At 64.5% G+C, this 25,557-nt stretch carries 22 protein-coding genes; 15 read left to right on the forward strand and 7 right to left on the reverse strand.

Annotation, left to right across the window (positions count from 1 at the left end; translation table 11 throughout):
* Nucleotides 1-44 precede the first annotated feature (44 nt).
* From LQ788_RS00330 to LQ788_RS00340, 3 genes are all read left to right on the forward strand, one after another.
* Complete coding sequence (locus LQ788_RS00330) at nucleotides 45-1,886, forward strand: bifunctional 3'-5' exonuclease/DNA polymerase (protein ID WP_231444138.1); 1,842 nt, start codon at nucleotides 45-47, stop codon at nucleotides 1,884-1,886.
* Between the two features lie 165 nt (nucleotides 1,887-2,051).
* The gene (locus LQ788_RS00335; RefSeq protein WP_231444140.1) at nucleotides 2,052-3,149 is read left to right on the forward strand and encodes an NAD(P)-dependent alcohol dehydrogenase; all 1,098 of its coding nucleotides are present in this window, start codon (nucleotides 2,052-2,054) and stop codon (nucleotides 3,147-3,149) included.
* A gap of 202 nt (nucleotides 3,150-3,351) precedes the next feature.
* On the forward strand, nucleotides 3,352-3,819 hold the full coding sequence (locus LQ788_RS00340; RefSeq protein ID WP_231444141.1) for a VanZ family protein: 468 nt from the start codon (nucleotides 3,352-3,354) through the stop codon (nucleotides 3,817-3,819).
* A gap of 21 nt (nucleotides 3,820-3,840) precedes the next feature.
* On the opposite strand, the gene LQ788_RS00345 is transcribed toward LQ788_RS00340, so the two are convergent.
* The gene (locus tag LQ788_RS00345; protein WP_231444143.1) at nucleotides 3,841-4,329 is read right to left on the reverse strand and encodes a MarR family winged helix-turn-helix transcriptional regulator; all 489 of its coding nucleotides are present in this window, start codon (nucleotides 4,327-4,329) and stop codon (nucleotides 3,841-3,843) included.
* Between the two features lie 73 nt (nucleotides 4,330-4,402).
* Between LQ788_RS00345 and LQ788_RS00350 the strand changes: the two genes are divergently transcribed.
* A complete protein-coding gene (locus tag LQ788_RS00350) occupies nucleotides 4,403-4,771 on the forward strand; it encodes a VOC family protein (RefSeq protein ID WP_231444145.1) in 369 nt (122 codons plus the stop codon).
* A gap of 102 nt (nucleotides 4,772-4,873) precedes the next feature.
* Here the strand turns inward: LQ788_RS00350 and LQ788_RS00355 are convergent, their stop codons facing one another.
* From LQ788_RS00355 to LQ788_RS00370, 4 genes are all read right to left on the reverse strand, one after another.
* Complete coding sequence (locus tag LQ788_RS00355) at nucleotides 4,874-5,305, reverse strand: YdeI/OmpD-associated family protein (RefSeq protein WP_231444147.1); 432 nt, start codon at nucleotides 5,303-5,305, stop codon at nucleotides 4,874-4,876.
* 42 nt (nucleotides 5,306-5,347) lie between these two features.
* Nucleotides 5,348-6,430 carry a methyltransferase family protein gene (locus LQ788_RS00360; protein ID WP_231444149.1) on the reverse strand — a complete coding sequence of 361 codons (1,083 nt, stop codon included), beginning with the start codon at nucleotides 6,428-6,430 and terminating at the stop codon, nucleotides 5,348-5,350.
* Nucleotides 6,427-7,266, reverse strand: coding sequence for a PhzF family phenazine biosynthesis protein (locus LQ788_RS00365; protein WP_231444151.1), 840 nt, complete (start codon nucleotides 7,264-7,266; stop codon nucleotides 6,427-6,429). Before LQ788_RS00365 ends, LQ788_RS00360 begins: the two co-directional genes overlap by 4 nt.
* A gap of 115 nt (nucleotides 7,267-7,381) precedes the next feature.
* Nucleotides 7,382-8,572 (reverse strand): ROK family transcriptional regulator, encoded by a 1,191-nt coding sequence (locus LQ788_RS00370; protein ID WP_231444153.1) that lies wholly within the window; start codon nucleotides 8,570-8,572, stop codon nucleotides 7,382-7,384.
* Nucleotides 8,573-8,681: 109 nt separating this feature from the next.
* Here LQ788_RS00370 and LQ788_RS00375 point away from each other — a divergent pair, with 109 nt between their 5' ends.
* The 7 genes from LQ788_RS00375 to LQ788_RS00405 are packed head-to-tail and all read left to right on the forward strand — an operon-like array spanning nucleotide 8,682 to nucleotide 16,793.
* Complete coding sequence (locus LQ788_RS00375) at nucleotides 8,682-9,782, forward strand: Gfo/Idh/MocA family protein (RefSeq protein WP_231447501.1); 1,101 nt, start codon at nucleotides 8,682-8,684, stop codon at nucleotides 9,780-9,782.
* The gene (locus LQ788_RS00380) at nucleotides 9,779-11,320 is read left to right on the forward strand and encodes a sugar ABC transporter ATP-binding protein (protein ID WP_231444155.1); all 1,542 of its coding nucleotides are present in this window, start codon (nucleotides 9,779-9,781) and stop codon (nucleotides 11,318-11,320) included. The genes LQ788_RS00375 and LQ788_RS00380 overlap by 4 nt, the downstream gene beginning before the upstream one ends.
* The gene (locus LQ788_RS00385) at nucleotides 11,317-12,411 is read left to right on the forward strand and encodes an ABC transporter permease (RefSeq protein WP_069599143.1); all 1,095 of its coding nucleotides are present in this window, start codon (nucleotides 11,317-11,319) and stop codon (nucleotides 12,409-12,411) included. Before LQ788_RS00380 ends, LQ788_RS00385 begins: the two co-directional genes overlap by 4 nt.
* Complete coding sequence (locus LQ788_RS00390) at nucleotides 12,408-13,541, forward strand: ABC transporter permease (RefSeq protein ID WP_096160103.1); 1,134 nt, start codon at nucleotides 12,408-12,410, stop codon at nucleotides 13,539-13,541. Before LQ788_RS00385 ends, LQ788_RS00390 begins: the two co-directional genes overlap by 4 nt.
* A 16-nt stretch (nucleotides 13,542-13,557) precedes the next feature.
* The gene (locus tag LQ788_RS00395) at nucleotides 13,558-14,769 is read left to right on the forward strand and encodes a substrate-binding domain-containing protein (RefSeq protein ID WP_009884727.1); all 1,212 of its coding nucleotides are present in this window, start codon (nucleotides 13,558-13,560) and stop codon (nucleotides 14,767-14,769) included.
* Between the two features lie 15 nt (nucleotides 14,770-14,784).
* Nucleotides 14,785-15,783, forward strand: coding sequence for a sugar phosphate isomerase/epimerase family protein (locus LQ788_RS00400; RefSeq protein WP_231444157.1), 999 nt, complete (start codon nucleotides 14,785-14,787; stop codon nucleotides 15,781-15,783).
* Entirely contained in the window at nucleotides 15,780-16,793 is a 1,014-nt protein-coding gene (locus LQ788_RS00405; RefSeq protein WP_231444159.1) for a sugar phosphate isomerase/epimerase family protein, read from the forward strand. The genes LQ788_RS00400 and LQ788_RS00405 overlap by 4 nt, the downstream gene beginning before the upstream one ends.
* Before the next feature lie 74 nt (nucleotides 16,794-16,867).
* Here the strand turns inward: LQ788_RS00405 and LQ788_RS00410 are convergent, their stop codons facing one another.
* The gene (locus LQ788_RS00410) at nucleotides 16,868-17,548 is read right to left on the reverse strand and encodes a LysE family translocator (protein WP_231444161.1); all 681 of its coding nucleotides are present in this window, start codon (nucleotides 17,546-17,548) and stop codon (nucleotides 16,868-16,870) included.
* 251 nt (nucleotides 17,549-17,799) lie between these two features.
* On the opposite strand from LQ788_RS00410, the gene LQ788_RS00415 reads away from it, so the two are divergent.
* The 3 genes from LQ788_RS00415 to LQ788_RS00425 all read left to right on the forward strand — a co-directional run bounded on the left by LQ788_RS00415 (nucleotide 17,800) and on the right by LQ788_RS00425 (nucleotide 21,736).
* Nucleotides 17,800-18,549, forward strand: coding sequence for a M50 family metallopeptidase (locus LQ788_RS00415; RefSeq protein ID WP_231444163.1), 750 nt, complete (start codon nucleotides 17,800-17,802; stop codon nucleotides 18,547-18,549).
* A gap of 149 nt (nucleotides 18,550-18,698) precedes the next feature.
* Complete coding sequence (locus LQ788_RS00420) at nucleotides 18,699-19,376, forward strand: HAD family hydrolase (protein WP_231444165.1); 678 nt, start codon at nucleotides 18,699-18,701, stop codon at nucleotides 19,374-19,376.
* Between the two features lie 314 nt (nucleotides 19,377-19,690).
* Complete coding sequence (locus LQ788_RS00425) at nucleotides 19,691-21,736, forward strand: HNH endonuclease signature motif containing protein (protein WP_231444167.1); 2,046 nt, start codon at nucleotides 19,691-19,693, stop codon at nucleotides 21,734-21,736.
* 202 nt (nucleotides 21,737-21,938) lie between these two features.
* On the opposite strand, the gene LQ788_RS00430 is transcribed toward LQ788_RS00425, so the two are convergent.
* Nucleotides 21,939-23,534, reverse strand: coding sequence for a nucleobase:cation symporter-2 family protein (locus LQ788_RS00430; RefSeq protein ID WP_231444175.1), 1,596 nt, complete (start codon nucleotides 23,532-23,534; stop codon nucleotides 21,939-21,941).
* A gap of 458 nt (nucleotides 23,535-23,992) precedes the next feature.
* On the opposite strand from LQ788_RS00430, the gene LQ788_RS00435 reads away from it, so the two are divergent.
* Entirely contained in the window at nucleotides 23,993-25,456 is a 1,464-nt protein-coding gene (locus LQ788_RS00435) for an 8-oxoguanine deaminase (RefSeq protein WP_262908288.1), read from the forward strand.
* Nucleotides 25,457-25,557 lie beyond the last annotated feature (101 nt).

A 25,557-nucleotide genomic window follows, 5' to 3' on the forward strand; every position in this document is an offset into this window, starting at 1 on the left:
CGGGAGAGCGCGGCCACGTCCGCCCCTCGCAGTAGTGTTGAGGTATGACCAACCCAAGCGCTGCCGTGCCTGCGTGGTGCGTGATCGGGCGTGCTCCCGACAGTGCCCTCGGCGGCGTTCGGGGCATGGGTTCGATGATCGCCGTCGTCGACCTCGACGACGCCACACAGCGGATCGGCAGCCACCACCTCGGCGCGGATGAGCTGCCCGATTTCGTCCGCGAACGGGAAGCACAGGGCCGGCCGAGGTGGGTCTTCAGTGACACACCCAACTGGTACCCGGCCCTGCTGGCTGCTGGTGTGGCGATCGAGCGCTGCTATGACCTGCGTCTGACCCATGCGATCCTCATGCGCTCGGAACTCGTGGCTGACCGGAATGCCGTCGCGAGCGCCGAAGAATGGGATGCGGGCCCGGTGAGCGCACCGACAGCACCCGAGGCGGAGGCGCTCTTCGAGGTCACCGAACGACGCAGCCACATCAAAACGGTCCCGCACGACATCGAGTCCGCGCTCGCCGAATTCGCACGCCAGTCCACCGCCCTGCAGACAGCCACTGACCCCGGCCGGCTGCGGCTGCTGCTGGCGGCAGAGTCAGCCGGTGGACTCGTGGCCGCAGAGATGCAGGCGGCCGGGGTGCCCTGGGACATCGCCGAGCACGATCGGATCCTCGCCGAGGAGCTCGGACCCCGTCCGGCGCGGGACGCGAAGCCTGCCAAGATGCTCGCCGTAGCCGAGCAGGTGCGGGCCGCCCTCGGCGACCCACGAGCCAATCTCGACTCCCACGTCAAACTCCTCCACTCCCTGCACGCGGCCGGAATCAACGTCGCCTCGACCTCGAAATGGGAGCTGCAGGAGAGCAAACACCCGGCGATCGCGCCCCTGCTGGAGTACAAGAAGCAGTCCCGTCTGCTCTCCGCCAACGGGTGGGCGTGGCTCGACGAATGGGTCAGCGAGGGCCGCTACCGTCCCGTCTACGTCCCCGGGGGAGTCGTCACCGGGCGCTGGGCGGCCAGCGGCGGAGGTGCACTTCAGATTCCGCGCCAACTGCGACCCGCCCTGCGCGCCGACCCCGGATGGCGGCTGATCTCAGCCGATGTCGCCCAGCTGGAGCCGCGGGCGCTCGCCGCCATGTCGGGGGATCGAGCCATGGCCGAAGCCGGACGAGGCCGCGACCTGTACTCGGGTCTTGTCGACGAAGGCATCGTCGCCACCAGGCAGGAGGCGAAGATCGCCGTGCTCGGCGCCATGTACGGGTCCACGACCGGTGACAGCGGTCGACTCGTGCCGCGCCTGCGCACGAGCTTTCCCGCCGCCATGGGCCTCGTCGACTCCGCCGCCGAGGTGGGGGCCGCCGGAGAGGTCGTGTCCACCTGGCTGGGTCGAACCTCACCGGTGCCAGGTGAGGGGTGGCGCCGCGTTCAGTCGGCGGCGAACCAGTTCGATGCCACGCCTGCCGATGAGAACCGGGCCCGCCGCGCCGCCGGGGATCAGGGACGCTTCACCCGCAACTTCGTCGTCCAGGGCACTGCGGCCGAATGGGCTCTGGCCTGGCTGGCCGACCTGAGACTGCGGTTGTCACAACTGCCGGCAATCGACGACGGAAACCCGGGGACCACCTCGGCGGTTGATGGTGATGGGAGAACCGCCTCGGCGGGGGAGACGATGGGGCACGTGGCCGATGCCTCGGGTCCGGTGTTCTCCCGACGCGCTCACCTGGTGTTCTTCCTCCACGATGAGGTCATCGTGCACGCGCCCGCCCAGCATGCTGAAGCCGCGGCGGAGGCGATCAGGGGAGCGGCCGCCTCGGCGGGGACACTCCTGTTCGGCAATGCGCCCGTGGACTTTCCCCTCGACCTCACGATCTCCGAGCGGGCGGCCAAGGACTAGGGGACGGCGACGGGGCTGCGGCCGGTCTTAGAAGAGCGGCTGTTGCAGAGATCACGGGAGGTCCCGGAATAAGCGACAGATAACCGGTGCTGCATGTAAAGTGTCGGCGGCACCGAAGCGGAGCCGCCGCAGCATCCGGAGTCGTCACCGCACAGAGGAGTTTTCATGACTTTCACCGTCAAGGCACTGCAGAAGACCGGCCCCGACCAGCCGTTCAAGGTTGCCAACATCGAACGCCGCGACCCCAGGCCCGATGACGTGGTCATCGACATCAAGGCCGCCGGAATCTGCCACAGCGACATCCACACCATCCGCAACGAATGGGGCGAGGCGCACTTCCCCCTGACCGTCGGCCACGAGATCGCCGGCGTCGTCGAGGCCGTCGGTTCCGATGTCACCGACTGGAAGGTCGGCGACCGCGTGGGCGTGGGCTGCATGGTCAACTCGTGTGGAGAGTGCGAGGAATGCCGGGCTGGGCAGGAGCAGAACTGCCTCAACGGCCAGGTCGGCACCTACAACTCCACCGACGTCGACGACACCATCACACAGGGCGGCTACGCCGAGAAAGTCGTCGTCAACGAACGCTTTGTCTGCCGTATCCCCGACGCTCTCGACTTCGATGTCGCGGCCCCGCTGCTCTGCGCCGGCATCACCACCTACGCACCACTCAACCGCTGGGGCGCAGGCGAGACCAAGGACGGCGCACCCAAGAAGGTCGCCATTCTGGGGCTCGGTGGACTCGGCCACATGGGCGTCCAGATCGCCGTCGCCATGGGCGCCGACGTCACCGTCCTCTCCCGCACCCTGAATAAGGAGAAGGCAGCACTCGAGCTCGGCGCGAAGCAGATGCTCGCGACGACTGAGGATGACTTCTTCAGTGACCACCGCGGAGAGTTCGACCTCATCCTCAACACGATCAGCGCCGACATTCCCGTCGACAAGTACCTGAGCCTGCTCAAGCCTCGCGGGGTCATGACCGTCGTCGGTATGCCTCCGGAGAAGCAGCAGCTGTCCTTCGCCTCCGTGATCGGCGGCGCCAAAGTGCTGGCCGGATCGATGATCGGCGGCATCGCCGAGACCCAGGAGATGCTCGACTTCTGCGCGAAGCACGACATCGCCGCCAAGATCGAGACCGTGAGCATCGACAAGGCGGACGAGACCTACGATCGCGTCGTCGCCGGTGACGTGTACTTCCGTGCCGTCATCGACACCGCCACATTCGAAGGCGCCGAGGTGACCGCTCTCGTTTGTGAGTCGGACTGACCGACAGCCGGACTGACCGACGATCTATGTGACCGTCTGGTGAGGTTCAGGGGCCGTTTCGCTGAAGCAGCGAGGCGGCCCCTCGTCATGGGTTCGATCGGCAGTCGTGTGCTCGATTTGCGAGCTGAGCGGTCTGTGAGCCGGGTTGCGGGATACCGCAATCCAGGCGCTGTTATGGGGTATCGGCGGTAGTCTGAAACGCATGACGAGTGGGCAGAGACGAATGGGCGATATGCTCCTGGTGCTGCTGATCCTCTACACCGTCTTCATCGGCTTCATGACGCTGACCCCCTACCAGCTCGACGTCAGCCCAGAAGGTCCGATTGGCAGGATGCTCCAGTTCTTCGCCGACCATCAGGTGACGTCATGGCTGACCTATACGCTCGTCGAGAAGCTGGCGAACGTCGCCATGTTCGTCCCGTTCGGGTTCCTGCTCGCCCTGCATATGGGGCGTAGGCGCTGGTGGGTCGGCTGGGCGGCGGGCGCGGCCTTCACCTGCCTGATCGAGGGAGCCCAGGTGACCCTGCTGTCGCCGACCCGCTACGGCACGATCAGCGACCTCATCACGAACACGCTCGGAGCCGGGATCGGTGCCGTCCTCGCCCTTCTCGTCATGCTTCTGCTGCCCGCGCGCGACGAACCGGAAGAAGTCGATCGCGTCGTACGGTAGGTGCCGATCACCTCGGCGACCTCAGCCCTCTTCCGTGCCCCTCGTGTCCTCGCTCTCGAGGGCACCGACGCACAGATCGAGAGCCTCGCCGAGGTGGCTCTTCAGTTCCTCATCGAGCGAGGAGACCATGAGTGCTGAGATCCGTTCAACTCGTTCGACCGCCTGATCGAGGGCCTTGCCTCCCTCCTCGGTCAGGGTCGTCGGCAGGGCCCTGCCGGTTTCGGCCTTCGTTGCTCTTGTCACCAGGCCACGATCCTGCAGGCCCTTCAGCAGCGTATTCATCGTCTGTCGCGTGACGAAGGCGCCGCGGGCGAGTTCCGAGTTCGATGCACCCGGGGCTCGGCGCAGCAGTTCGAGGCAGGCGTACTGCGGCGTTGAGAGGCCCAAGGGTCGCAGCGACTCGTCCATGCGTGAGCGCAGCACCGACTGCAGGTGCTTGAGCTGATATCCGATCATCGCCTCCAGCGCCTGGGGTGACCGGGACTGCTGCGACTGCATCTCTTGACTCATGTAAGTATTCTGACATACATTGTTTATGTCAGAACACTGACATATAAATCAGCAGCTAGAGATGGGAACGACCATGAGCGTGACAGGACCGGATTTCCTCGCATTGCAGGTGCGAGACCTGGAGAAGGCGGCCGAATTCTACGAGCAGACGATCGGGCTGACGCGGGCGCCGGCGGGGCCACCCGGAGCGGTGGTCTTCGCGACATCGCCGATACCGTTCGCCGTGCGTGAGCCGCTGCCCGACGTCGACCTCGACTCCATCGATCGTCCCGGCACCGGGGTGGCGCTGTGGTTCAACTGCGATGACTCACAGGCGCTGCACGACAGCCTCGTCGCGGCCGGTGTGGAGATTCTGCGGGGACCAGCACCGAGCCCCTTCGGCCTGACATTCACCTTCGTGGATCCCGATGGCTATGCGGTGACCATGCACGACGCGGGCTGAGTCTTCGAGGCCGGACATTTCGAGGCCGGACAGACTCAGGAACGTCGATCGGTCAGCGTCGGATATTCTCTCAGGTCGGGGTGTTCACTCGCCTCAGGCTGTTCACCCCAGGGAGCCGACGATCTTCGCGATCCGACGCTCCCGTGTGGCCTCGGCCTTGGACGATTCGACCTGCCGCACATGTTCCTTGCGCTTCGACGGAGCCAGCCCATCGAAGACCTCACGGACACCGGCACTGCCGAGCGCCTCGGCGAGGTCATCGGGAACCGGGGTCTCGCGGGACGAGGTGTCGTGGGTCAGCGTGACTTCATGAGTCTCGCCGCCGGAGACGCCGCTCGCCTCGCGATGCTCCTTGGCCAACGGCAGCAGGAACTTCCCACCCATCACCGCCGTGGTCGAGGGGTAGGAGTACCCGGCGATCGTGACGACGACCGGGACCCTCTTGCCGACTCCGAAGCCGAGCACAATGTCCTCGGGCACCTCGATGCCGACGTTGTTGCCCAGCTGCAGGAGAGTCGTGCTGAAGGTGACCATGGCCGAATCCTACTCCGGTCCTGGCCGGGCCGAGCAGGAGCTCTAGGAGTTGTCGCGCTTGGCGCGGGCTCCGTCGGCGTTGGCATCGTCAGCGCGACCCTCAGCGACCGCGGCCTCATCCTCGTTCTCGTCGCGGTCCTCATCGTCATAGTCCTCGTCGGACTGTGAGAACGTCGGAATCCAGCAGGAGACTCGAGCGGCGTACTCGTCGTACTCGGCGCCGAAGCGCTGACGAAGGTCGGCCTCCTCGTGCGGACGGATCAGCCAGTTCCACAGCAGCGAACCGACGATGGCGTAGACGATGACCAACCACGAACCGATGAAGAGTCCGATCGCCACACCCTGGACGATGCCGGCGATGGCCATCGGATTGCGCACGAAGGCGTAGGGTCCCCTCTGGACGAAATGGTGGGCCATCGCGGAAGGCAGCGGAGTACCGGAACCGAAGTTCGCGATCGCCCGTGCGGACCACACGCCGAGGACGGTGCCGAAGGCGAGAAGGGCGAAGCCGGCGACGATCACGAGGATCGGGAACTTCACGGACAGGTTCCAGCGTTCCTCGAACGCATTGATGATCGCCGGAATGACGATGAGGAAGACTCCCCAGAAGACCACGATCTGGATCGTGGTTCTGATCAGAAGCTGCGACCTCACGCGTGTGTGAGAACTGCGGAAGGCGAACGGGCCGGTGACGAGACGCTCGGACGGGATCCTGCCGAGGATCATGAGTGTCCCGGCGATGAGGCTGCCGACCGTGGCCAACACCATGAGGACGGCGCCCAGCCCACCCTCGGTGGTGACGGTGGCGTAGATGACCATGAAGACGGCGACGAGGGTGGTCCAGGCGACGGCTCCCCACACGGCCCACCGGAAGTTCAGCGCCGCCAGGGCGGAGCCGATGACGAAGAGCGGGATGTGGATGGCGGAGACGAGCAGCGGATTGAGGCCGCCGAGCGTCGCATCGCGCAGTCCCGGAAGATTGATGATCCCGAGCCACCAGGCGGCCCCGGCGAGAGCCTGCAGGGCGAAGTAGATGCGGCCGTGGAAGATCCGCAGGGGCTTGTCCGGGGCATTGCGCTTGTTGTGCCTGATCCCGGTGACCGGCTTCTTCTCTGTTCGGCTCATGCGAATGCCGTCCCTTTGAAGCATACGGTCGTGGGTCCGCCGACCCAGACCTCATCGTCCTCGTGGGAGATCGAGATGACTCCGGCTCGTCGCAGCGCCGTGCCCTGGGTGGCGGTGTACTTTTCCGGGGCCAGGCCGGATTTGATGAGCCACTGCGCGACCGAGGCATTGAGGCTGCCCGTCACAGGATCCTCGCCGATGGCCGTGCCGGGGACGAACGCCCGGATCTCATACTCGTGGGCGCTGTCGTCGGGGTGTGGGCCGAGGACGCCGAGCTTGGTGTCGGGGATCTGCGAGAAGTCGGGCTCGAGGTCGAGGACCTGCTGCGCGCTCGCGAGTCTGACTGCGGCCCAGCCGGGGCCGTTGTCGACCCATTGGTGACCGAGGATCTCGGTGCGCTCGACGTGGAGGGCGGCGGCGATCTGCTCGACGAAGTCTTCGTCGAGGTCACCGGAGCGGATCGGTTCGGGAGCGGCGAAGGACAGGGTCTGGCCGCCTCGGCGAAGGGTGACGAGTCCGAGGCCGCACTCCTGGACGATCGTCCCCTCGCTGCGCGGGACGCCTCCGGCTTCCAGCCAGGCCGCCGCCGATCCGAGGGTGGGGTGTCCGGCGAAGGGGAGTTCGCGGGCGGGGGTGAAGATCCGCAGGCGGTAGTCGGCGTCGGGATTCGTCGGAGGGAGGACGAAGGTCGTCTCGGACAGGTTCGTCCAGTTTGCGATCCGGGCCATATCGGTCTCGCTCAGTCCCTCGGCGTCGAGGATGACCGCGACGGGGTTGCCGCGGTAGGGATCCGCGGAGAAGACGTCGACTTGGGCGAATGCTCGATTATGGGGCAAGTGGGGGACTCCTTCGTAGAAAGGGCGCCGCCGTTTGGGGGTGCGCACTTCCTATGATAATGGTGCGAGCTCGCAGATCAGTCACCTGGGACGCTAAGGGCGTGTGGGACGTTCCTCACTGCCGGGACAGGGCGGCGGCGATGCGTTCGGGTGAGAGTGCCGCGTCGATGGCCAGATGGGCAGCCCCCAGGATGGCGGCATTGCCCGCTGCATTGGAGGGAGCGATCGTGAGATGTTCGGTCGAGAGTGGGATCGACCGTGCGTAGACGACTTCCCGGACGCCTGCCACGAGGTGCTCGGCCGCCTGGGCCATGGCGCCGCCGATGAGGATGAGCGAAGGATTCATGAGGCTCACGCACGTGGTCAGCACCTCGCCGAGGTCCCGGCCGGCCTGGCGGACAGCCTGTATCGCCTGCAGGTCACCGGCCTTGACGAGCCGGATCACATCGCCGGGCGTTCTCGCTTCGAGTCCGGCCCGGGAGAGTTCGCGGGCGATCGATCTGCCGGAGGCCACGGCTTCCAGGCACCCGCGATTGCCGCAGGCGCAGGGAATGTCCGCGGCCCGCGGCAGGGCGACGTGGCCGATGTCGCCTGCGGCGCCATGCGAGCCGCGACGAAGCGAGCCGCCGGAGATGATGCCGGCGCCGATTCCCGTGGCAACCTTGACGAAGATGAGATCCGTGGTCTCCGGCCAGGCAGAGGTCTGCTCGCCGAGGGCCATGATGTTGACGTCGTTGTCGACGAGAACCGGGGCGGAGAAGGTCTGCTTGAGGGCACCGGGCAGATCGAAGCGATCCCAGCCGGGCATGATCGGCGGATTGATCGGGCGCCCGGTGGAGAACTCGACCGGTCCGGGCAGGCCGATGCCCACCCCGACCACGTCGTCGGCACTGCGATCGGCTTCGGTGAGCAGGGACAGGGCCGAAGATCTCAGCCACTCGATGGCACTGACTGGGCCGTCGGAGATCTCGCGTTCCTCGCCGAGCTCCGCCAGGACGGTGCCGGTCAGGTCCGTCACGGCCAGGCGGGCGTGAGAGGCGCCGAAGTCCGCGGCGACGACGACCCTGGCCTGGGGATTGAACGCGAACTGCGAGCTGGGCCGACCACCGGTCGAGGCGGCGTCACTGACGGGAGTGATGAGTCCGAGGCCCAGGAGCTGGTCGATCCTCTGCGCGATGGTGGGACGTGAGAGGCCGGTCGACTTCGCCAGATCGGCCCGAGTTCGCGGCAGTCCGTCGCGCAGCAGCTGGAACAGCCCGCCGGCATGCGACAGATCGAGGGCGTGCGAAACGGTCACCTGGCTCATTCCCTCAGTAAAGCACATTCGGTAAAGGGGATTATCAGAAGGTGACGATTGACTACAGACTTCTAAAAAGTACTTGACAAAAGTGGTGAAGCCGACATCAGAATGGGTCATGGACACCGTTGCCCAGACCTTCGCCCCTCCACCTCGAATCGGGATGGTGGGTGGTGGCTTCATGGCCCGCACGCACACTCGGGCCGCCCGCGCCGCCGGAGCTCAGCTTCGCGTGATCGCGACCTCGAGCGCAGCCGGCAGTCGAAGAGCCGCAGCTGAACTCGGTTACGAGGCGGCCGCGAACGGCGAGGATCTCTTCGACCACGATCTCGATGTCGTCCACGTCTGCACCCCGAACAGCACCCACGCCGAACACTCGCTGCGCGCCCTGGACGCGGGCTCGAACATCATCTGCGAGAAGCCCCTGGCCACCGATGCCTCCGCTGCGGCCGCCATCCGCGACCGGGCGAAATCACTCGGATTGGGCGGAACCGTTCCGTTCGTCTACCGCTATCATCCGATGGTCCGCGAGGCCCGCGCCCGAATTCGCCGAGGAGACGCCGGAACACTGCTGACCGTCGACGCCAGCTACCTCCAGGACTGGCTGCTGAGCGCCGAGGACGAGAACTGGCGCGTCGATGCCAGCTCCGGAGGACCCTCCCGAGCCTTCGCCGACATCGGCTCCCACCTCGTCGACCTCATCGAATTCATCACCGGCGAACACATCATGTCCGTGGTCGCGACGACGAGAACCGTTCACCCTCGCCGAGGCGGTGCCGAGGTGACCACCGAGGACACAGTTGCGATGACGGTCGAGCTCAGTGGTGGCGGCATCGGTTCGATTCTGGTCTCCCAGCTGGCACCGGGACGCAAGAATCGACTCGTCGTCGAGGTCGGCGGTTCGAAGGAGAGCCTGCGGTTCGCTCAGGAGCAGCCAGAGCAGCTGTGGGTCGGTCGTCGCGCCGGCAGTCTGCTTCTCGATCGTGACCCGGACGCGCTGTCTCCCGACGCCGCTCGTCTGTGCACGGTCCCGCCCGGTCATCCGCAGGGCTATCAGGACGCGTTCAACGCGTTCATCGACGACTCCTATGCTGTCTTCGCCGGTGAGGTGCGCGAAGGCGTGCCGACTCTCGACGACGGTGTGCGCGCGGCGCTCGTGACAGAGGCCGTGCTCAGATCGGCGGCCGATCGTTCATGGGTCGAGGTCGAAGCGCGATGACCGAGGCAGCGGTGCTCAGCGCCACAGGGATCCGCAAGCAGTTCTTCGGAGTCGAAGTCCTGCACGACATTTCGCTTGAGGTGTACGCCGGCACGGTCCACGGCCTCGTCGGAGAGAACGGGGCCGGAAAGTCCACCCTGATGAAGATCATCGCCGGCGTCCACCGCAGAGATGGGGGCGAGGTGCGAATCGATGGGCAGGTCGTCGACTTCTCCCATCCGGTCGAGGCCGGGAGGGCAGGGGTGGCCACGGTCTTCCAGGAATTCAATCTGCTGCCCGACCGCACCGTGGCACAGAACGTCTTCTTAGGCAGGGAACCCCGACGCCGTGGTCTCGTCGATGTGGCCACGATGCGAGCCAAGACACAGACCCTGCTCGATGACCTCGACGTGGAGGGCATCACGCCCGATGCGAAGGTCGGCTGGCTGACCGTGGCCGAACAGCAGATCGTCGAGATCATCAAGGCACTCTCCGTCGATGCCCGGGTGATCTCCATGGACGAACCCACCGCGGCGCTGTCGGACAATGAGGTCGCTGTTCTTTACCGGGTCATCGCGACCCTGAAGTCCAAGGGCGTGGCGATCATCTACGTCTCACACAGGCTGCAGGAGGTCTTCGATCTCTGCGACACGATCACCGTGATGAAGGACGGCGCCCTCGTCACCAGTCAGCCGACGGCAGAGATGGATCAGGCAGGCCTCGTGCGCGCCATGGTCGGCAGGCCCATCAGCACGTTCTTCCCCGAACGGGAACCGGAGACGCAGATCGGTGACACCGTGCTTTCGGTGAGCGGGGGAGGAAACGAGCAGCTCGATGACATCACCCTCGACCTCCGTGCCGGCGAGATCCTCGGACTCGCGGGACTGCAGGGATCCGGCCGGTCGGAGCTGCTGTCCGCGATCTTCGGTGCCGAGCCCTTCACTCGTGGTCAGGTGCGCCTCGACGGTGAGGCAGTGCGCATCGCCACCGCCAGGCACGGAGTCCGGCGCGGCCTGGCACTGGTCACAGAGGACCGCAAAGGCACCGGTCTCGTGCTCTCCCAATCCATTCTCGACAATGCGCTGCTGGCGATCCGCGCGGTCTTCCCCTCCCGCACGTCTGGGATGCGGGCCAAGATTCCCGGGATCCTCGAATCCCTCGAGGTGATCAGCCGCGGCGCGGATCAGGAAGTCAGGGCTCTGTCGGGAGGCAACCAGCAGAAGGTCGTGCTGGCCAAGTGGCTGGCCACCTCACCACGCGTGGTGCTGCTCGATGAGCCGACTCGAGGAATCGACGTCGGCGCCAAGGTCGCCGTCTACCGTCTGATCCGCAGTCTCGCTCGCCGAGGTGTCGCGATCCTTCTCGTCTCCAGTGAGCTTCCCGAGGTGCTGGGCATGTCTGATCGGGTTCTTGTCATGGCAGATGGTCGCATCGCCGGGGAGCTTCCCCCGAGTTCGACCGAGGAAGAGGTGCTGGCCCTGGCCACGGGAACCGAGGCCCAGGTGGTCAGTGACGATGGGCTGGTTGATGACGATGGGCGGAAGGTGGGGGAGCGATGAGGACACAGTTGCGTCGCCTCGATACGACGGCCCTTGTCTACCTCGCGCTCGTCGGCGTGCTCATCATCGGTGCCGTGCTCGTCGCCACGACCGGTCGCAACTTCTTCAGCCCCGGCAACATCCGCGACATTCTCACCGGGATGAGCGTGTTGGGATTCGTCGCCATCGGACAGACCCTGGTGATCCTCGGCGCCTCCCTGGATCTCTCGGTTCCCTATGTGATGAGCCTGGCCAGTCTGATCGCGGCGCAGACGATGAACGGCAGCGATGCGATGGTGCTGCCCGCGGTGCTGCTGACGCTCGTGGTCACGGCCTGCATCGGTCTGGCCAACGGTCTCATCGTCACCGTCCTCGGAGTTCACGGATTCGTTGCGACCCTTGGGGTCGGACTCATGCTCAAGGGATATCTGGATACGAACTACCAGGGCACCGAAGGCAGCGTTCCCTGGTCCTTCCAACTCTTCGGCGCCACCGGCGTGGGCCCCGTGCCGATCTCGACGATCGTCATGCTCGCCTTGGCCGGGCTGGTGGCATTCATCCTGGTCAGAACCAGTTTCGGGCATCATCTCTTCGCTGTGGGCGGCAACTCGGAGGTCGCTCGACTCTCCGGTGTCCGGCAGCGTCTGCCTCTCATCGGCGCCCATATCGGCAGCTCCGTATTCGCGGGACTGGCGGGTCTGCTGCTGGCCAGCCGCCTGGGTGTGGGCAGCCCGACCGTCGGCTCACAGGGCAGCTACGACCTGCTCTCGATCGCGGCAGTCGTCCTCGGCGGAACGGTTCTCATGGGCGGACGCGGCTCGATCTGGGGCACCATCGGCGGCGTCGCCATCTTCGCCGTCCTCGATAATCTCATGAGCGTCATGCAGTTCAACCCCTTCCTCAAGGACGTCATCCGCGGACTCGTCATCATCATCGCCGTGGCGCTCTATGCTCGCCGCAGAGTCATCGCCCGCAGAATCCGCTTCGCTGATGTGCCCACGGGGCCCAATATCGCGGCAGGGTCCGAACCCGCTCCGGAGTCCGCTTCGGCGGCGATCGGCGGTCCACGGGAAACCGGCGCGCGAAGCGACCAGGAAGGGAGCCTGGGATGAATTCGAGAACTCCCGAGACCCACCTCGGCGATGGAGGACTTCGTCGACTGATCGAGCGAATCGCGGATCCGCGCGGCGCCGTGGTCGTCCTCCTCATCGTCATTCTCATCGCCATCGTCGTCCTCAATCCGAGCTTCGCAGAGCCCGGGGCGCTCATGCGCTTCATCCAGAGGGTCTCGCCGGTCGCGATCGTCGCCATCGGCCAGTACTTTGTCATCGTCAGCGGTGAGTTCGACCTGTCGATGGGCGCAGTGGTCACGGCACAGGTGATGACCGCGGGCCATCTCATCGGCGAGGACGACTCGAAGACGGTGCCGGTGCTCATCATCATGCTCGTCATCGGCGTCGTGGTCGGCATCGTCAACGGGTTGGCCACGACGCTGCTCAAAGTCCCCTCATTCATCGTCACCCTCGGCACGATGCTCGTCATCCACGGGGCGGTCATGTGGTGGACGGGAGGAGCGGCGACGGGCAACCCCGCCGAATCCTTCCGACAGCTGGGCCGCGGAGGAATCGAAGGGATACCGGTCCTGGGCCTCCTGCCCTACGCCGTCCTCATCCTGATCGCGGCGATCGTGTTCGCCGTCTGGATCTCACGGAGGCCATTCGGCAGGACCGTGGTCGCCATCGGCGACAACGCGCAGGCGGTGTCCTTCGCCGGCGCGAACGTGTGGAGGACGAAGACTCTCGCCTTCGTCCTGTCCTCCCTTGCCGCCACGGTGGCCGGGGTGCTCCTCGCCGGTTATGCCGGCGTCCATCCCTCCGTCGGTCAGGGCTACGAATTCACCGCGATCACGGCAGTGGTCCTGGGCGGAGTCGTCCTCGGCGGCGGTCGGGGGACCGTCATCGGGGCACTTATCGGAGCTTTCACCCTCGAGTCCCTGTTCACGCTGCTCAACTTCACCTCGGTGCCGGCGACGATGCGTGATGCGATCCAGGGAGCCATCATCATCGCGGCAGTCGCGTACTCCGGTGTCGTGTTCGCGAAGAAGCGCAAACGACCGACCACCTCGGCGATCGACCCAACCGATCCGACCGGCTCGACTGAGCCGCGGGACCCAAGCACAACCTCGGCGGGGGCATCTTCGCCGATCCAACTCACCGGCGGCGACGATGCCGCACGGAAATGACAAGGGAGATTACATCATGAAACGAGGACTGAGGAGCGCGCTCGGCATTGCCAGTGCCGCCGCTCTCATCGCATTGGCGGGGTGCACCACCGACCCGTCCGTGGAACCGGCGGACGAAGGTGACGGGGCGCAGGAGGAAGCGCCGGCCGAGGAATGGTTCGACCAGAAGGTCTATGACCAGCAGTTCAAGCAGCGTGAAGTCGTCCCGGACGGTCCGGAGGATAAGCCCTACCTGCAGATGATCAACCCGAAGATGGGGGACACCTCGGAGTTCAAATCCGATGGCGGGAACAAGATGTGCTTCGCCAACGCCTCGATCTCGAACCCCTGGCGCCAGACCGGGTGGATTTCGATGAACGAGCAGCTCAAGGAGCTGAAGAAGGACGGCGTCATCACCGAGATGGAGACCCGTGACGCCCAGGACAACGATGATACGCAGATCGCGGACATCGACTACTTCATCTCCGAGGGCGACTGCGACGGCTTCATCATCTCCCCGAACTCGACGGCCGCGATCACACCGGCGGTCGAGCGGGCGTGCAAGACCGACAAACCCGTCATCGTCTTCGACCGCGGAGTCGAAACCGACTGCGCCGTGACGTTCATCCATCCCATCGGCGGCTTCGCCTGGGGCATCGACACCTCGCAGTTCCTCATCGACAACCTCAATGAAGGCGACAAGGTCGTGGCCCTGCGGATCCTGCCCGGCGTCGACGTGCTCGAACAGCGGTGGGCAGCAGCGGACAAACTCTTCGGCGAGGCCGGAATCGAGGTTGTTGACTACTTCACCGAGGGCGATCCGGCAGAGATCAAGAAGGTCGTCTCCGATGAGCTTGCCAAGGGCGACGTCCAGGGCATCTGGATGGATGCGGGCGACGGTGCCGTGTCCGCCATCGAAGCGTTCGAAGACGCAGGAAAGGACTATCCGGTGATGACCGGAGAGGACGAGCTGAGCTTCCTGCGGAAGTGGAAGGACACCGAGATGACCGCACTGGCTCCCGTCTACTCGAACTTCCAGTGGCGGACCCCGCTGCTGGCCGCGGAGAAGATCTTCAAGGGCGAGGAAGTCCCGACCGAATGGGTGCTGCCGCAGAGCCCGATCACGGCCGAGGACCTTGATGACTACCTTGACCGCAACAAGGGCATGCCCGATGGCCACTATGCGAAGTTCGGCGGTGAGGACATGGCCGGATTCCCGCAGGTGTGGCAGGACCGAGTCATCCCCTGATCGGGGAGTGAAGTCATGACCGACGGTAGCGGAAGCACGGGCATCGTTCGCGAGATCGGGGTCAACACCTGGGTGTGGACCTCGCCGCTGACGACGCAGCACCTCGGTGATCTGGCGGACCGAGCCCGAGGGTTCGGGTTCGGTCTGCTGGAGCTGCCCGTGGAGAACCCGGGTGACTGGGACCCGGCCACCGCCGCCGAGGTGCTGGCTGGGTATGGCATGGGTGCCCGGATCGTCGGAGCGATGGGTCCCGGTCGTGACCTCATCGACCCGCTGTACCGTGCCGATACCCAGGACTATCTCCGGCACTGCGTGGATGTGGCGCTCGCCGTGGGTTCACCCACCGTGGCCGGTCCGTTCACGGCCGCGACCGGGCGGGTGTGGCGGATGGATGCGGGCGAGCGGAGCCGGGTCGTGGAGACACTTCGGGAGGCGCTGCGCCCCGTTGCCGACTACGCCGCCGAACGCGGCGTGACCCTGGCGGTGGAACCTCTCACCCGGTACGAGACCAGCATCATCAATACGGTCGACCAAGCACTTGAGGCACTCGACCCCTTGTTGGATCGAGGCATCGGACTGGCGCTGGACAGCTATCACCTGAATATTGAGGAGCGCTCGCCTGCGGCCGCGATCAGAGCCGCCGGAGACCACTGCAAGGTCGTCCAAGTCTGCGGCAACGATCGGGGCCCGGTGGGCGGGGACCACACAGATTGGGACGCCTTCTTCGATGCCCTAGACGACATCGCCTACGCGGGACCTCTGACAGTGGAGAGCTTCACCGCCGACAACGACACCATCGCCGTGGCCGCCTCAATCTGGCGTCCGCTGGCACCGAGCCAAGACGAGCTCGCCCGGGCCAGTGCCGAATTCCTCACCGACCACCAACGACGCCGGGCTTCAGGTGCGGACGGGGACTCCGGCAAGGGTGGGGACTCCGTTGCGGACGGGGCTTTCGGTACGGACGGGGACTCGGCGGATTGGGCGGCGAAACGAACTGCGAAGGAGAAGCAATGACAGACTCATCTCATCCGGTCACCCTGTTTACGGGTCAGTGGGCCGATCTGCCGTTCGAGGAGGTCGCTCGACTGGCGGCCTCCTGGGGCTATGACGGGCTGGAGATCGCGTGTTCCGGTGACCACCTGGACCTCGCCAGAGCGGACGAGGACCCCGCCTACCTGCAGTCACGTCTCGATGTGCTCGATCGACACGGTCTCAAGGTCTGGGCGATCTCGAACCACCTCGCTGGCCAGGCGGTGTGCGATGATCCGATCGACTTCCGCCATCAGGCGATCGTGCGCGACTATGTCTGGGGCGACGGTGAGGCCGAAGGCGTGCGGCAGCGCGCCGCCGAGGACATGAAGCGGGCTGCTCGGGTGGCCCGAAAGCTCGGTGTGGATACGGTCGTCGGGTTCACAGGGTCCAAGGTCTGGCCGTATGTGGCGATGTTCCCACCAGTTCCGGCCGAGGTCATCGATGCCGGCTACGAGGACTTCGCCGATCGGTGGAATCCCATCCTCGATGTCTTCGACGGTGAAGGCGTGCGCTTCGCTCACGAGGTTCATCCCTCCGAGATCGCCTACGACTACTGGACGACCGTGCGGGCCCTGGAATCCATCGACCACCGGGAAGCCTTCGGTCTCAACTGGGACCCGAGCCACCTGCTGTGGCAGGGCCTGGACACGATCGGCTTCATCACCGACTTCGCCGACCGCATCTACCACGTCGACTGCAAAGACACACGACTTCGGCCTGCAAGCGGACGAAGCGGCATCCTCGGTTCACATCTTCCCTGGGGCGAACCTCGGCGAGGGTGGGACTTCGTGTCGACAGGGCACGGGGACATGCACTGGGAGGATGCCTTCCGAGCGCTGAGCTCGATCGGCTACACCGGGCCGATCTCGATCGAATGGGAAGATGCCGGGATGGATCGTCTCCACGGAGCCGCCGAGGCGGTTGTGCGGATCCGTGAACTGCTGTGGAAGCGGCCCGAGACGTCCTTTGACGCCGCGTTCTCCAATCAGTGAGCACGGATTCTCGGGCTGGTGGGTCCGATTTCTCGGCCGGAGCGTCGAGCGATCTCGGATTACCGGCTGGCGAGCTACTGGCTGGCGAAGGCCAGCGTTCCGCCCAAGCCGATGAGCATGCCGCCGCCGATTCCACGGATGCGTGACATCCGCCTCGGCGAGCGAGCGAACCAGCTGCGCGCAGTGCCGGCGATGAAGGCCCACGATCCGTCCGAGAACAGGGCGAGAGCTTGGAAGAGGAGGCCGAGGACGATCATCTGCAGCGGCACATGCCCGGCCTCGATCGAGACGAACTGGGGGAGGGCGGCGACGAAGAAGATGATCGTCTTCGGGTTCGAGATGCCGACGATGAAGCCCTGCATGAACATCGACCGGTAGCTGAGTTCGCGTCCGGCAGGAACGAACGATTCCACCTCGGCGTCGGCGTCTCGTGACAGGGCTGGGTCCTCGGGCACCTCATTGCCGATCTTGCGATGCCGGATGCCCTGGACGCCTAAGTAGACGAGGTAGCCGGCGCCGAGGATCTTGACGATCGTGAAGATGACGAGCGATTGGGCGACGATGGTGCCCACACCGAAGGCCACGGCCACGATGATCGGGATGATGCCGACGCTGCCGCCGAGCACGCTCGTCAGGCCCGAACGTCGACCGTGTGAGAGTGATTGGCCGACGACGAAGAGCACCGTCGGCCCGGGAATCACGATGATGACGAGGGCGGCGGCGAGAAAGGCGAGAAGAGCGTCGGTGGTCGGCACAGAAGAATTCTATGAGCGCGGCTGAGGCGCGGGTAAGAGACTGACGCGGAGACTTCGATCACATGGCGTGGTCTGGGCGGCTTGGTAGAGGGGTGGTTACTTGTCGGGGTGACTGCTTATAGGGGTGACTTCCTGGACCCTGAAGATGCCACTCAGGGTCGGTTCATAGACTGGGCCGCTATGAACGAGCAAGTGTCGGCGGCGAGTGAACAGGTGTCGGCAGCGGGAGAGGAATCGGCGGAGGTGCGTGCATGGACCTGAAGCAGGGCGTATCAACCTGGTGGGAAGCCATCACGGCCGGATTCGGACGTCAGGACGGACTCGAACCCGATGCCGTGCAGCTGCTCCTCGTCATCGGAATCCCGCTGGTCGTCACATTAACGCCCGGGATCTGGCGATTCTTCGGCATGTTCGTCACCTTCGTCCACGAGCTCGGCCACGCCTTCGCGGCATTGATGACCGGTCGGGTCGTCAAGGGGATTTCGCTGAACTTCGACCATTCGGGGCAGATGAATTCCTTCGGCAAGGTCGGATTCTCGGCGACGTGGTCGGGTTTCTGGGGATATCCGGCACCCGGCGTCCTCGGGGTGGTCCTCATCACCTCGGCGACTCAGGGGTGGGCGCCGCTGGCCCTCTCGGTCGGTGCGCTCATTCTGCTGGTCGCGCTCATCTTCATTCGGAACCTCGCTGGGGCCATGATTGCGGTGGTCGCTGCTGTGGCCGCGCAGCTCGTCGTCGTGTTCCTGCCGGCCGAATCGATCTCCATCTTCGTCGCCGGCCTGGGAACAGCCTTGGCCATCGGCTCGCTCAAGGACCTCGTCAAGGTCATCCGCGTGCACACTCGCAGGCGCCACATCCAGCAGTCTGACGCCTACATCCTCGCCCAGGGTTCCAGCCTGCCAGCTGGTGCCTGGCTGAGCCTGTTCGCGCTGGTCATCATCGGCTGCGCGCTCTTCTCCGCCTACATCCTGTACTCGGCATCCACGATCTCGGTCGGCTGACCTGCGGCTGGTTGGCCGGGGATCATCTCGGGCTATTCCGGCAGCACTGGGCCGGCGTGGATCTCCTCGGGCAGATCTGCGCTGACTTCGGGCGGCGTGCGGCCTAGGGTGAACGCTGCTGCGTCTGTACCGGGTGGCAGAATCAGAGTATGGATTCGAGCCCGAAATATGCTGCTGTGCTGTTCGACTGCGACGGAGTGCTCGTCGACTCTGAGCGCCTCACGAATACGGTCCTGTGGGAGATGCTCAATGAGCTGGGGTGGCAGATCTCGCGGGAGGAATGCATATCCCGGTTCGTGGGGAAGATGCTCCGCGACGAGGTAGACGTCATCGAGAAGCACGCCGGTGTGCGCATCGACGCCGAATGGCTGAGCGGTTTTCGCGAGCGTCGCAACGAAGCGCTCGAGGCATCGCTGGAAGCAATCCCGGGAATCGCCGAGGCGGTCCGTGACCTGGACGCTGTCTACCCCGGCCTGCTTGCGTGCGCATCGAGCGCTGACCGTCCCAAGATCAACCTGCAGCTGCGGAAGATCGGCCTCTTCGACGTCTTCGATGGCCGGATCTTCTCCGGCATGGAGCTGCCGCATTCGAAGCCGGCTCCGGACGTGTACTTGGCGGCGGCTGCCGCCCTGGGCGTCGACCCGAACGAGACCGCAGTGATCGAGGACTCGCCGACCGGTGTGACAGCAGGCGTGGCCGCGGGTGCACACGTCCTTGGATTCTGTCCTGACTCGCCAGTGCACCAGCGGCCGGAGGCGTTGGAAGTCGTGGGTGCCCATGAGATCTTCACCGCGATGGATCAGCTGCCGGGACTGTTGATTCGGTGAACTGTGACTGACCAGCCGTCGAGCACCGGTCTGGAGTCGAGAACAGACCTGGAGTCGAGAACAGACCTGGAGTCGAGCGCCCGTCAGCAGTTGAGCGTGGGTCAGCAGTCGAGTGTGGGGCGGAGTGCCGATATCCCTCGTCCCCCTCCTCCTGCTGCCGTTTTCATGATCTCATTCATTTCATACTAATTGTTTGATCGATTGGAGATCGAACAAGAATGGCGTTTGTTATCCAATCGTGATGTTGAAATTTAGGGTTTGCGGCTAGAATTGAGGTAGGCACTCACAGCGACGTGAAGAGCAGGTGACCACCAGTGAAGTTTCCCTCCGATTCCGACAGCACTGGGCCCGAGCCTGGTCGCGATTCCGCTGGTCGCACGGAGTCCGACAAGACCGCGCAAGGCGTCGCGACCGGACAGCCGCGCGATGCTGATGTCGGAGGAGCTGATGCCGAGACTGGCGGAGCAGATACAGGGACTGGCAGGGCGGAAGCGGGGCCGACACACTCCGCTCGCCGCCTTCGCATCGATGCAGATTCTCCATTCGCTGAGGCGGCACAGGTTTTCGCCGCCAGCGATCAGGCGCAACTGTCGGCGTTGGACGTCTCTGCAGAACTGTTCTTCAATGAGACCGTCGAGAATCTGCGGCTCTACAATCCCCACCCCGGTCAGCCTTATGCCCACGCGACGATCGCCGAAACCGTCCGCAGATACCACCGTGAGCGCCGTTCTTCCACAGCCGCTAAGCGCAAGAAGCGCAAGAGCAAGCTTCCGTCCTTTCCCCGTTTCAGGTTGGATCAGACCTTCTACGGTTGGGTGCATGAACTTTCGCAGGCCGAAGACATCGCGGAATTCACCACAGTTCTAGGGGCGACAACTGCACGAGCATATGTGCAGATAACTTCGGCGATGACCCTCGTACATGGGTTGCCCAAATTCTTTGCCCGCTGCGTTGCCGGCGAGTTCACCATCGAGCACGTCCATGCCACTGCTCATGCTTGCCGCGACGTGAAGTTCGAAAACCTTCCACTCGTCGATGACTACCTTGCGCAACGTCGCGCAGACATCACGATTGAAACTTTCAAGAAGTCCTTGGGCATGAAGATCGCAGTCCTCGAACCCCTCGAAGAACGTGTGGAAGAGGCCAGCAAACGTCGACGTGTCGACATCACGACCACTCCCGACGGGACCGCGTACCTCACTCTGGCCGGACCCGCTCCCGAACTGCAGGCCTGCTACCTGCGGATCGCGGCATTTGCCCGGGCGATCCGCTCGGGAAACATCGCAGCCTTCAGCGACCAGTTGGAGCCGGGCACCGCGATCGACGATGACCGTGGAATCGATGCTCTCATGTTCGACATCCTCACGCGGACCATCCCGCAACTGAGCATTCAGGTCACTTCGACCGATACGACGACAGGGGTGACTTCGACGCGTGACATTCCGCTCAATGTGCCCGCTGAACAGACTATGACCCCAGCTGCTGTCGTCAATGCCGTGCAGGAAGGCGTTATTGGGGCTCGCGTTGGCAGCGCCGGCGTGGGTGGAACGGACACCGACGAGGACGCGAGTGAGCCGGAAGTCGTTCTCACGATGCCCACTCATGAGCAGTGGTTGGACTCGCAGGCGAAAATGATCACCACAGTCCCTTTCCTTACGTTGACGGGCTCCGCAGAACTCTCCGGCACTTTCTCCGACGGTTCTCCAATCCCGGCGGAGACCGCGAGGCGCGTTGCCAGGCATGCAAAGTCTTGGACGCGGATTCTCACGGATCCAGCAACGGGCACACCGGTCGACGCTAAGGCGGCGACCTACCAGATACCCGAGAACGTCCGGCAGACATTGATCGCGAAATGGCAGGCCTGCACGATTCCCGGATGCACACGCAGAGCGGAGACCACGGAGATCGACCATGTCGTGCCCTTCGACCATGATCATCCGGCGGACGGTGGATTGACGCGATTCGGCAATCTCCACCCGCTCTGCAAAATGCACCATCAAGCAAAGACGGATCGCAAATACTCGGTGCGAATGAACCGCGCGGGATTCGTCCAATACGTCTTCCGACACGGACTGAGCGCCGAGGTGGCGGCAGGCGACCATCCGATCAACGCTGCCCACGCGAAGGTATTCGAAGAACTGCAACGACAGGCGGGCCCAACATCTGACCCGCCGAAGTCGACCACCCGCCCAGCAGGCGAGAGATGGCACGGCGACAAGCAGACTTCTGAAGAGTGCCCCGGACCAGCCGCTGCCGATGGGCAAGCCGGTTGGGTGAAGAACACCCCCATGCTCGGCGGGCGCTCAACTGAGAATGAGAACGAGTGGATCTGGGACTCCGGCGGCCCACCGCCGTTCTGAGGCCCCGGCCACAGCCATCAGCTTCGGAGCCCACCAGCTAGCCGCCGATTCGAGCAGGCAGCTTCAGACCACAGGAGCCAAATTGCTGACTCAAACAGCCAGCCGCCGGTGATGTGTGCGTGTGCACCACCACCGGCGGCTGGAACTGACTGCTTCGCCCGAGAAGGTCCGACCGTCTTCAGTGGCCGTCAACCGATGAAGGTCAGTCTTCGGTCTCTTTGATCACTCGACGCACATCGTCTTGAGTCTGCGCCTCGCCGTTCTTGATCGCCTCCACGACCTTGTCGTGCTGGTGCTCCGAGACAACTGGAACTTCCTCACCGTTGCAGTCCACGATCTTCCCGTCCTTGACGGTGTCGCCCTCGGCCAGCAGTGCCTCATGGTTGATGAGGCGCTCGAGCTCGTCCCTGCGGATGACTCGACCGGTGCCTGCGACGAATACCGAGCGTTCGGTGCGGTCCTTGCTTCGCACGCCGATGTGGTTGAAGACCAGGTTGAGCAGCACGGCCATGAGGGTTGCCGAGGAGATTCCCGAGTGGAGGATGATTCCGACCCACGAGGGGAAGGAGTTGTAGAAGTCGGGCTGGACGACCGGGATGATGCCGAACGCCAAAGACACTGCCACCAGGATCATATTGAGGTTGCCCTCGTACTCAACCTTGGACAGGGTGCGGATGCCCGAGGCTGCGACGGTGCCGAAGAGGACGATGCCCGCGCCGCCGAGGACGGGGGAAGGAATCGCGGCAACGACGCCGCCCATGACGGGCAGCAGGCCGAGGACGACGAGGATGACACCGCCGGCGGTGACCACGAAACGGGACTTCACTCCGGTGATCGCCACAAGTCCGACGTTCTGGGCGAAGGCCGACTGAGTGAAGGAGTTGAAGATCGGTGACACTGCCGAGGACAGCATGTCCGCACGCAGACCATTCGAGATCCGCTTGGAGTCGACCTTGGTCTTGACGATCTCACCCACCGCGATGATGTCCGCAGTGGTCTCTGCGAAGGTGACGATGATGACGATGAACATCGAGATGATCGCCGCCGCAGAGAAGGTCGGCATTCCGAAGGCGAACGGTTCAGGGAATGCGAACACGCCGCGATCGAGGACGTGAGAGAAGTCCGCCCAGCCGAAGATGAGGCAGATGACAGTTCCGACGACGATGGCCAGAAGAATGGACAGGCGGGAGATCGCGGCCACCGGAATCCGGCTGAGAATGAGGACGACGGCCAAGGTGCCGACGGCGATGAGGATATTGCGACCGCTGCCGTAATCGGGGGCCTCGGCATTTCCGCCCATGGCCCATCCTGCGGCCACCGGCATGAGGGACAGACCGATCGTCGTGATGACGGTGCCTGTGACAACAGGTGGGAAGAACTTCACAATGAGCGCGAAGCCCGGGGCGACTATGAGCCCGATCGCCGAAGCGACAAGGACTGCGCCGAAGACCTCCGGAAGTCCTTCACCTCCTGCGAGGATCGACGTCATGGTGGCAACGCCGGCGAAGGATACGCCCTGGACGAGCGGCAGCTGGGAGCCGAAGAACGGAACGCCGAACGACTGCAGAATCGTGGCCAGTCCTCCCACGAACAGACATGATGCGATGAGTATGCTGACTCCCGCACCATCGAGTCCGGCGGCTTTGCCGATGATGAGGGGCACGGCGATGATGCCGCCGTACATGGTCAGAACGTGTTGAAGACCGTAGGCGAATGAGGTGCCGACCGGGAGTCGTTCATCCTCCGGGCGAGCTGAATTCGCCTGCTTGCTCTTGGGCGACTGCTTTGATGTCGACATCTATCTCTCCGTTGAGTTCTTCCCTGAGTGACAGCCTCGGGCCCCGTGCCCGGGTGGGCGATATGGGTGGTCGACTGTATGTGAGGGGGCGGTTTAATACTTCCGGTATGTGAAAGTATCTTTCCTTATCGCAAAATGCTAGGTGAATCAATTGAGGATGGCAAACCCGTTTCGTGATCTCACACACATGCTAGAGTGCAGTCTTGCCGGTACATTCTTCGGGGGCAAATCGGTGCCTCCTGAAGTGTCTGACGTGTAGTCGCAGCGCTGTTGGCACGGGGTCGGAAAGACGCCTTGCCGATACATCCGCTTCGTGACTTGCTCGTCATCGCATACGCCGGACGGCGGAGCAGCAGACGCCGATAAACCTGAGCTGGTGGCGCTTCGCCCCCAGTGATGTCGCCACAGAGCAGTCGATCGGATGATTCGATCGATACCAGCACTGAAAGGCGACAAGAATGACCACAGGCACCCGGTTCACAGGCACCAGGTCCCCAGGCACCAGGTCCACAGCGGCGACGACCAATTCGACCGGCTCCACGCTGTGGCTGCGCAATCCCATGGCTGTCCATCTTGGGCGCAACGTCGATCCGACGCAGGCTTCCGGCGGCATCGTCATCGACAAACAGTCCGGAACGATCGTTGAGCTCGTCCCTGGAGGTGGTGAGCCCACCGGTGGGGCGCAGTCCGTCGCCGAGGTGGTCGATGCAAGCGCGCACGTGATCACTCCGGGGCTCATCAACACCCACCACCACTTCTACCAAACCCTGACCCGAGCGTGGGCTCCCGTAGCGGACCTGCCGCTCTTCGGATGGCTGACGAACCTCTATCCGGTCTGGGCCCGACTGACGCCGAAGGCCCTCGAACTGGCCACCACTGTGGCCATGGCCGAACTCCTCGAATCCGGGTGCACCACAGCCGCCGACCACCACTACCTCTTCCCGACGGGCATGGACGACGCAATCGACATCCAGGTCGAGGTGACCAGAAAACTCGGTATGCGCGCCATGCTCACCCGCGGATCCATGTCCCTGGGGGAGAAGGACGGCGGATTGCCGCCGCAGCAGACCGTGCAGGATGCCGACGTCATCCTCGCCGACTCCCGCCGCTTGGTCGAGGCCTACCACGAGCGCGGAGAGGGAGCGCAGGTCCAGATCGGCTTCGCCCCCTGCTCACCCTTCTCCGTGACCACCGAACTTATGCGCGACAGCGCGATCCTCGCCGAGGAGCTCGACGTCCGACTCCACACCCACCTCGCGGAGACCTTGGATGAAGAGGAGTTCTGCCGGGAACGATTCGGGCTGCGCACCGTCGACTATCTCGAGTCCGTGGGGTGGTTGAGTGATCGGTCCTGGCTGGCCCACGGTGTCCACTTCGATACGGATGAGATCATCCGCCTCGGGGAGGCCGGTGCCTCCGTGGCGCACTGCCCGACGTCGAACATGCGCCTGGCTTCGGGCATCGCCCGGGCCGTCGAACTTGAGGAAGCCGGCGTCAACGTGGGTCTCGGCGTCGACGGGTCGGCGTCGAACGATGCCTCGAACCTCATCCGCGAGGTCCGGCAGGCACTCTATATTCAGCGTCTGCGCTACGGTTCTGAGGATGTCACCTGCGCTCGCGTCCTCGACTGGGCCACCAGCGGCTCGGCTGCGGCCTTGGGTCGCGGAGACATCGGACGCATTGAGGTCGGCAAGCAGGCCGATCTGGCGATGTTCCGCCTCGACGGCCTCGCCTTCTCCGGCTCACACGATCCGATTCCTGCCCTTGTTCTCTGCGGAGCGGAGAAGGCGGACAAGGTCATGGTCGCCGGTCAGTGGCGCGTTCTCGACGGCAATGCGATCGGCAGCAACGGTGGACAGTTGGACAAGGAGGCGCTCATCGCGGCTCACCAGGAGGAGGCCCGCAAGCTCGTGGCCGGCTGAGATTCAGTCCCCGAGCCGAACCCGACCGGCACTTCCCAGCCGAGACCTGACCCCAGGCACGTCCTGACCCCAGGCACGTCCTGACCACGGCCACGTCCTGA

Source organism: Brevibacterium zhoupengii (assembly GCF_021117425.1).
GTDB classification, from domain to species: Bacteria; Actinomycetota; Actinomycetes; order Actinomycetales; family Brevibacteriaceae; genus Brevibacterium; species Brevibacterium zhoupengii.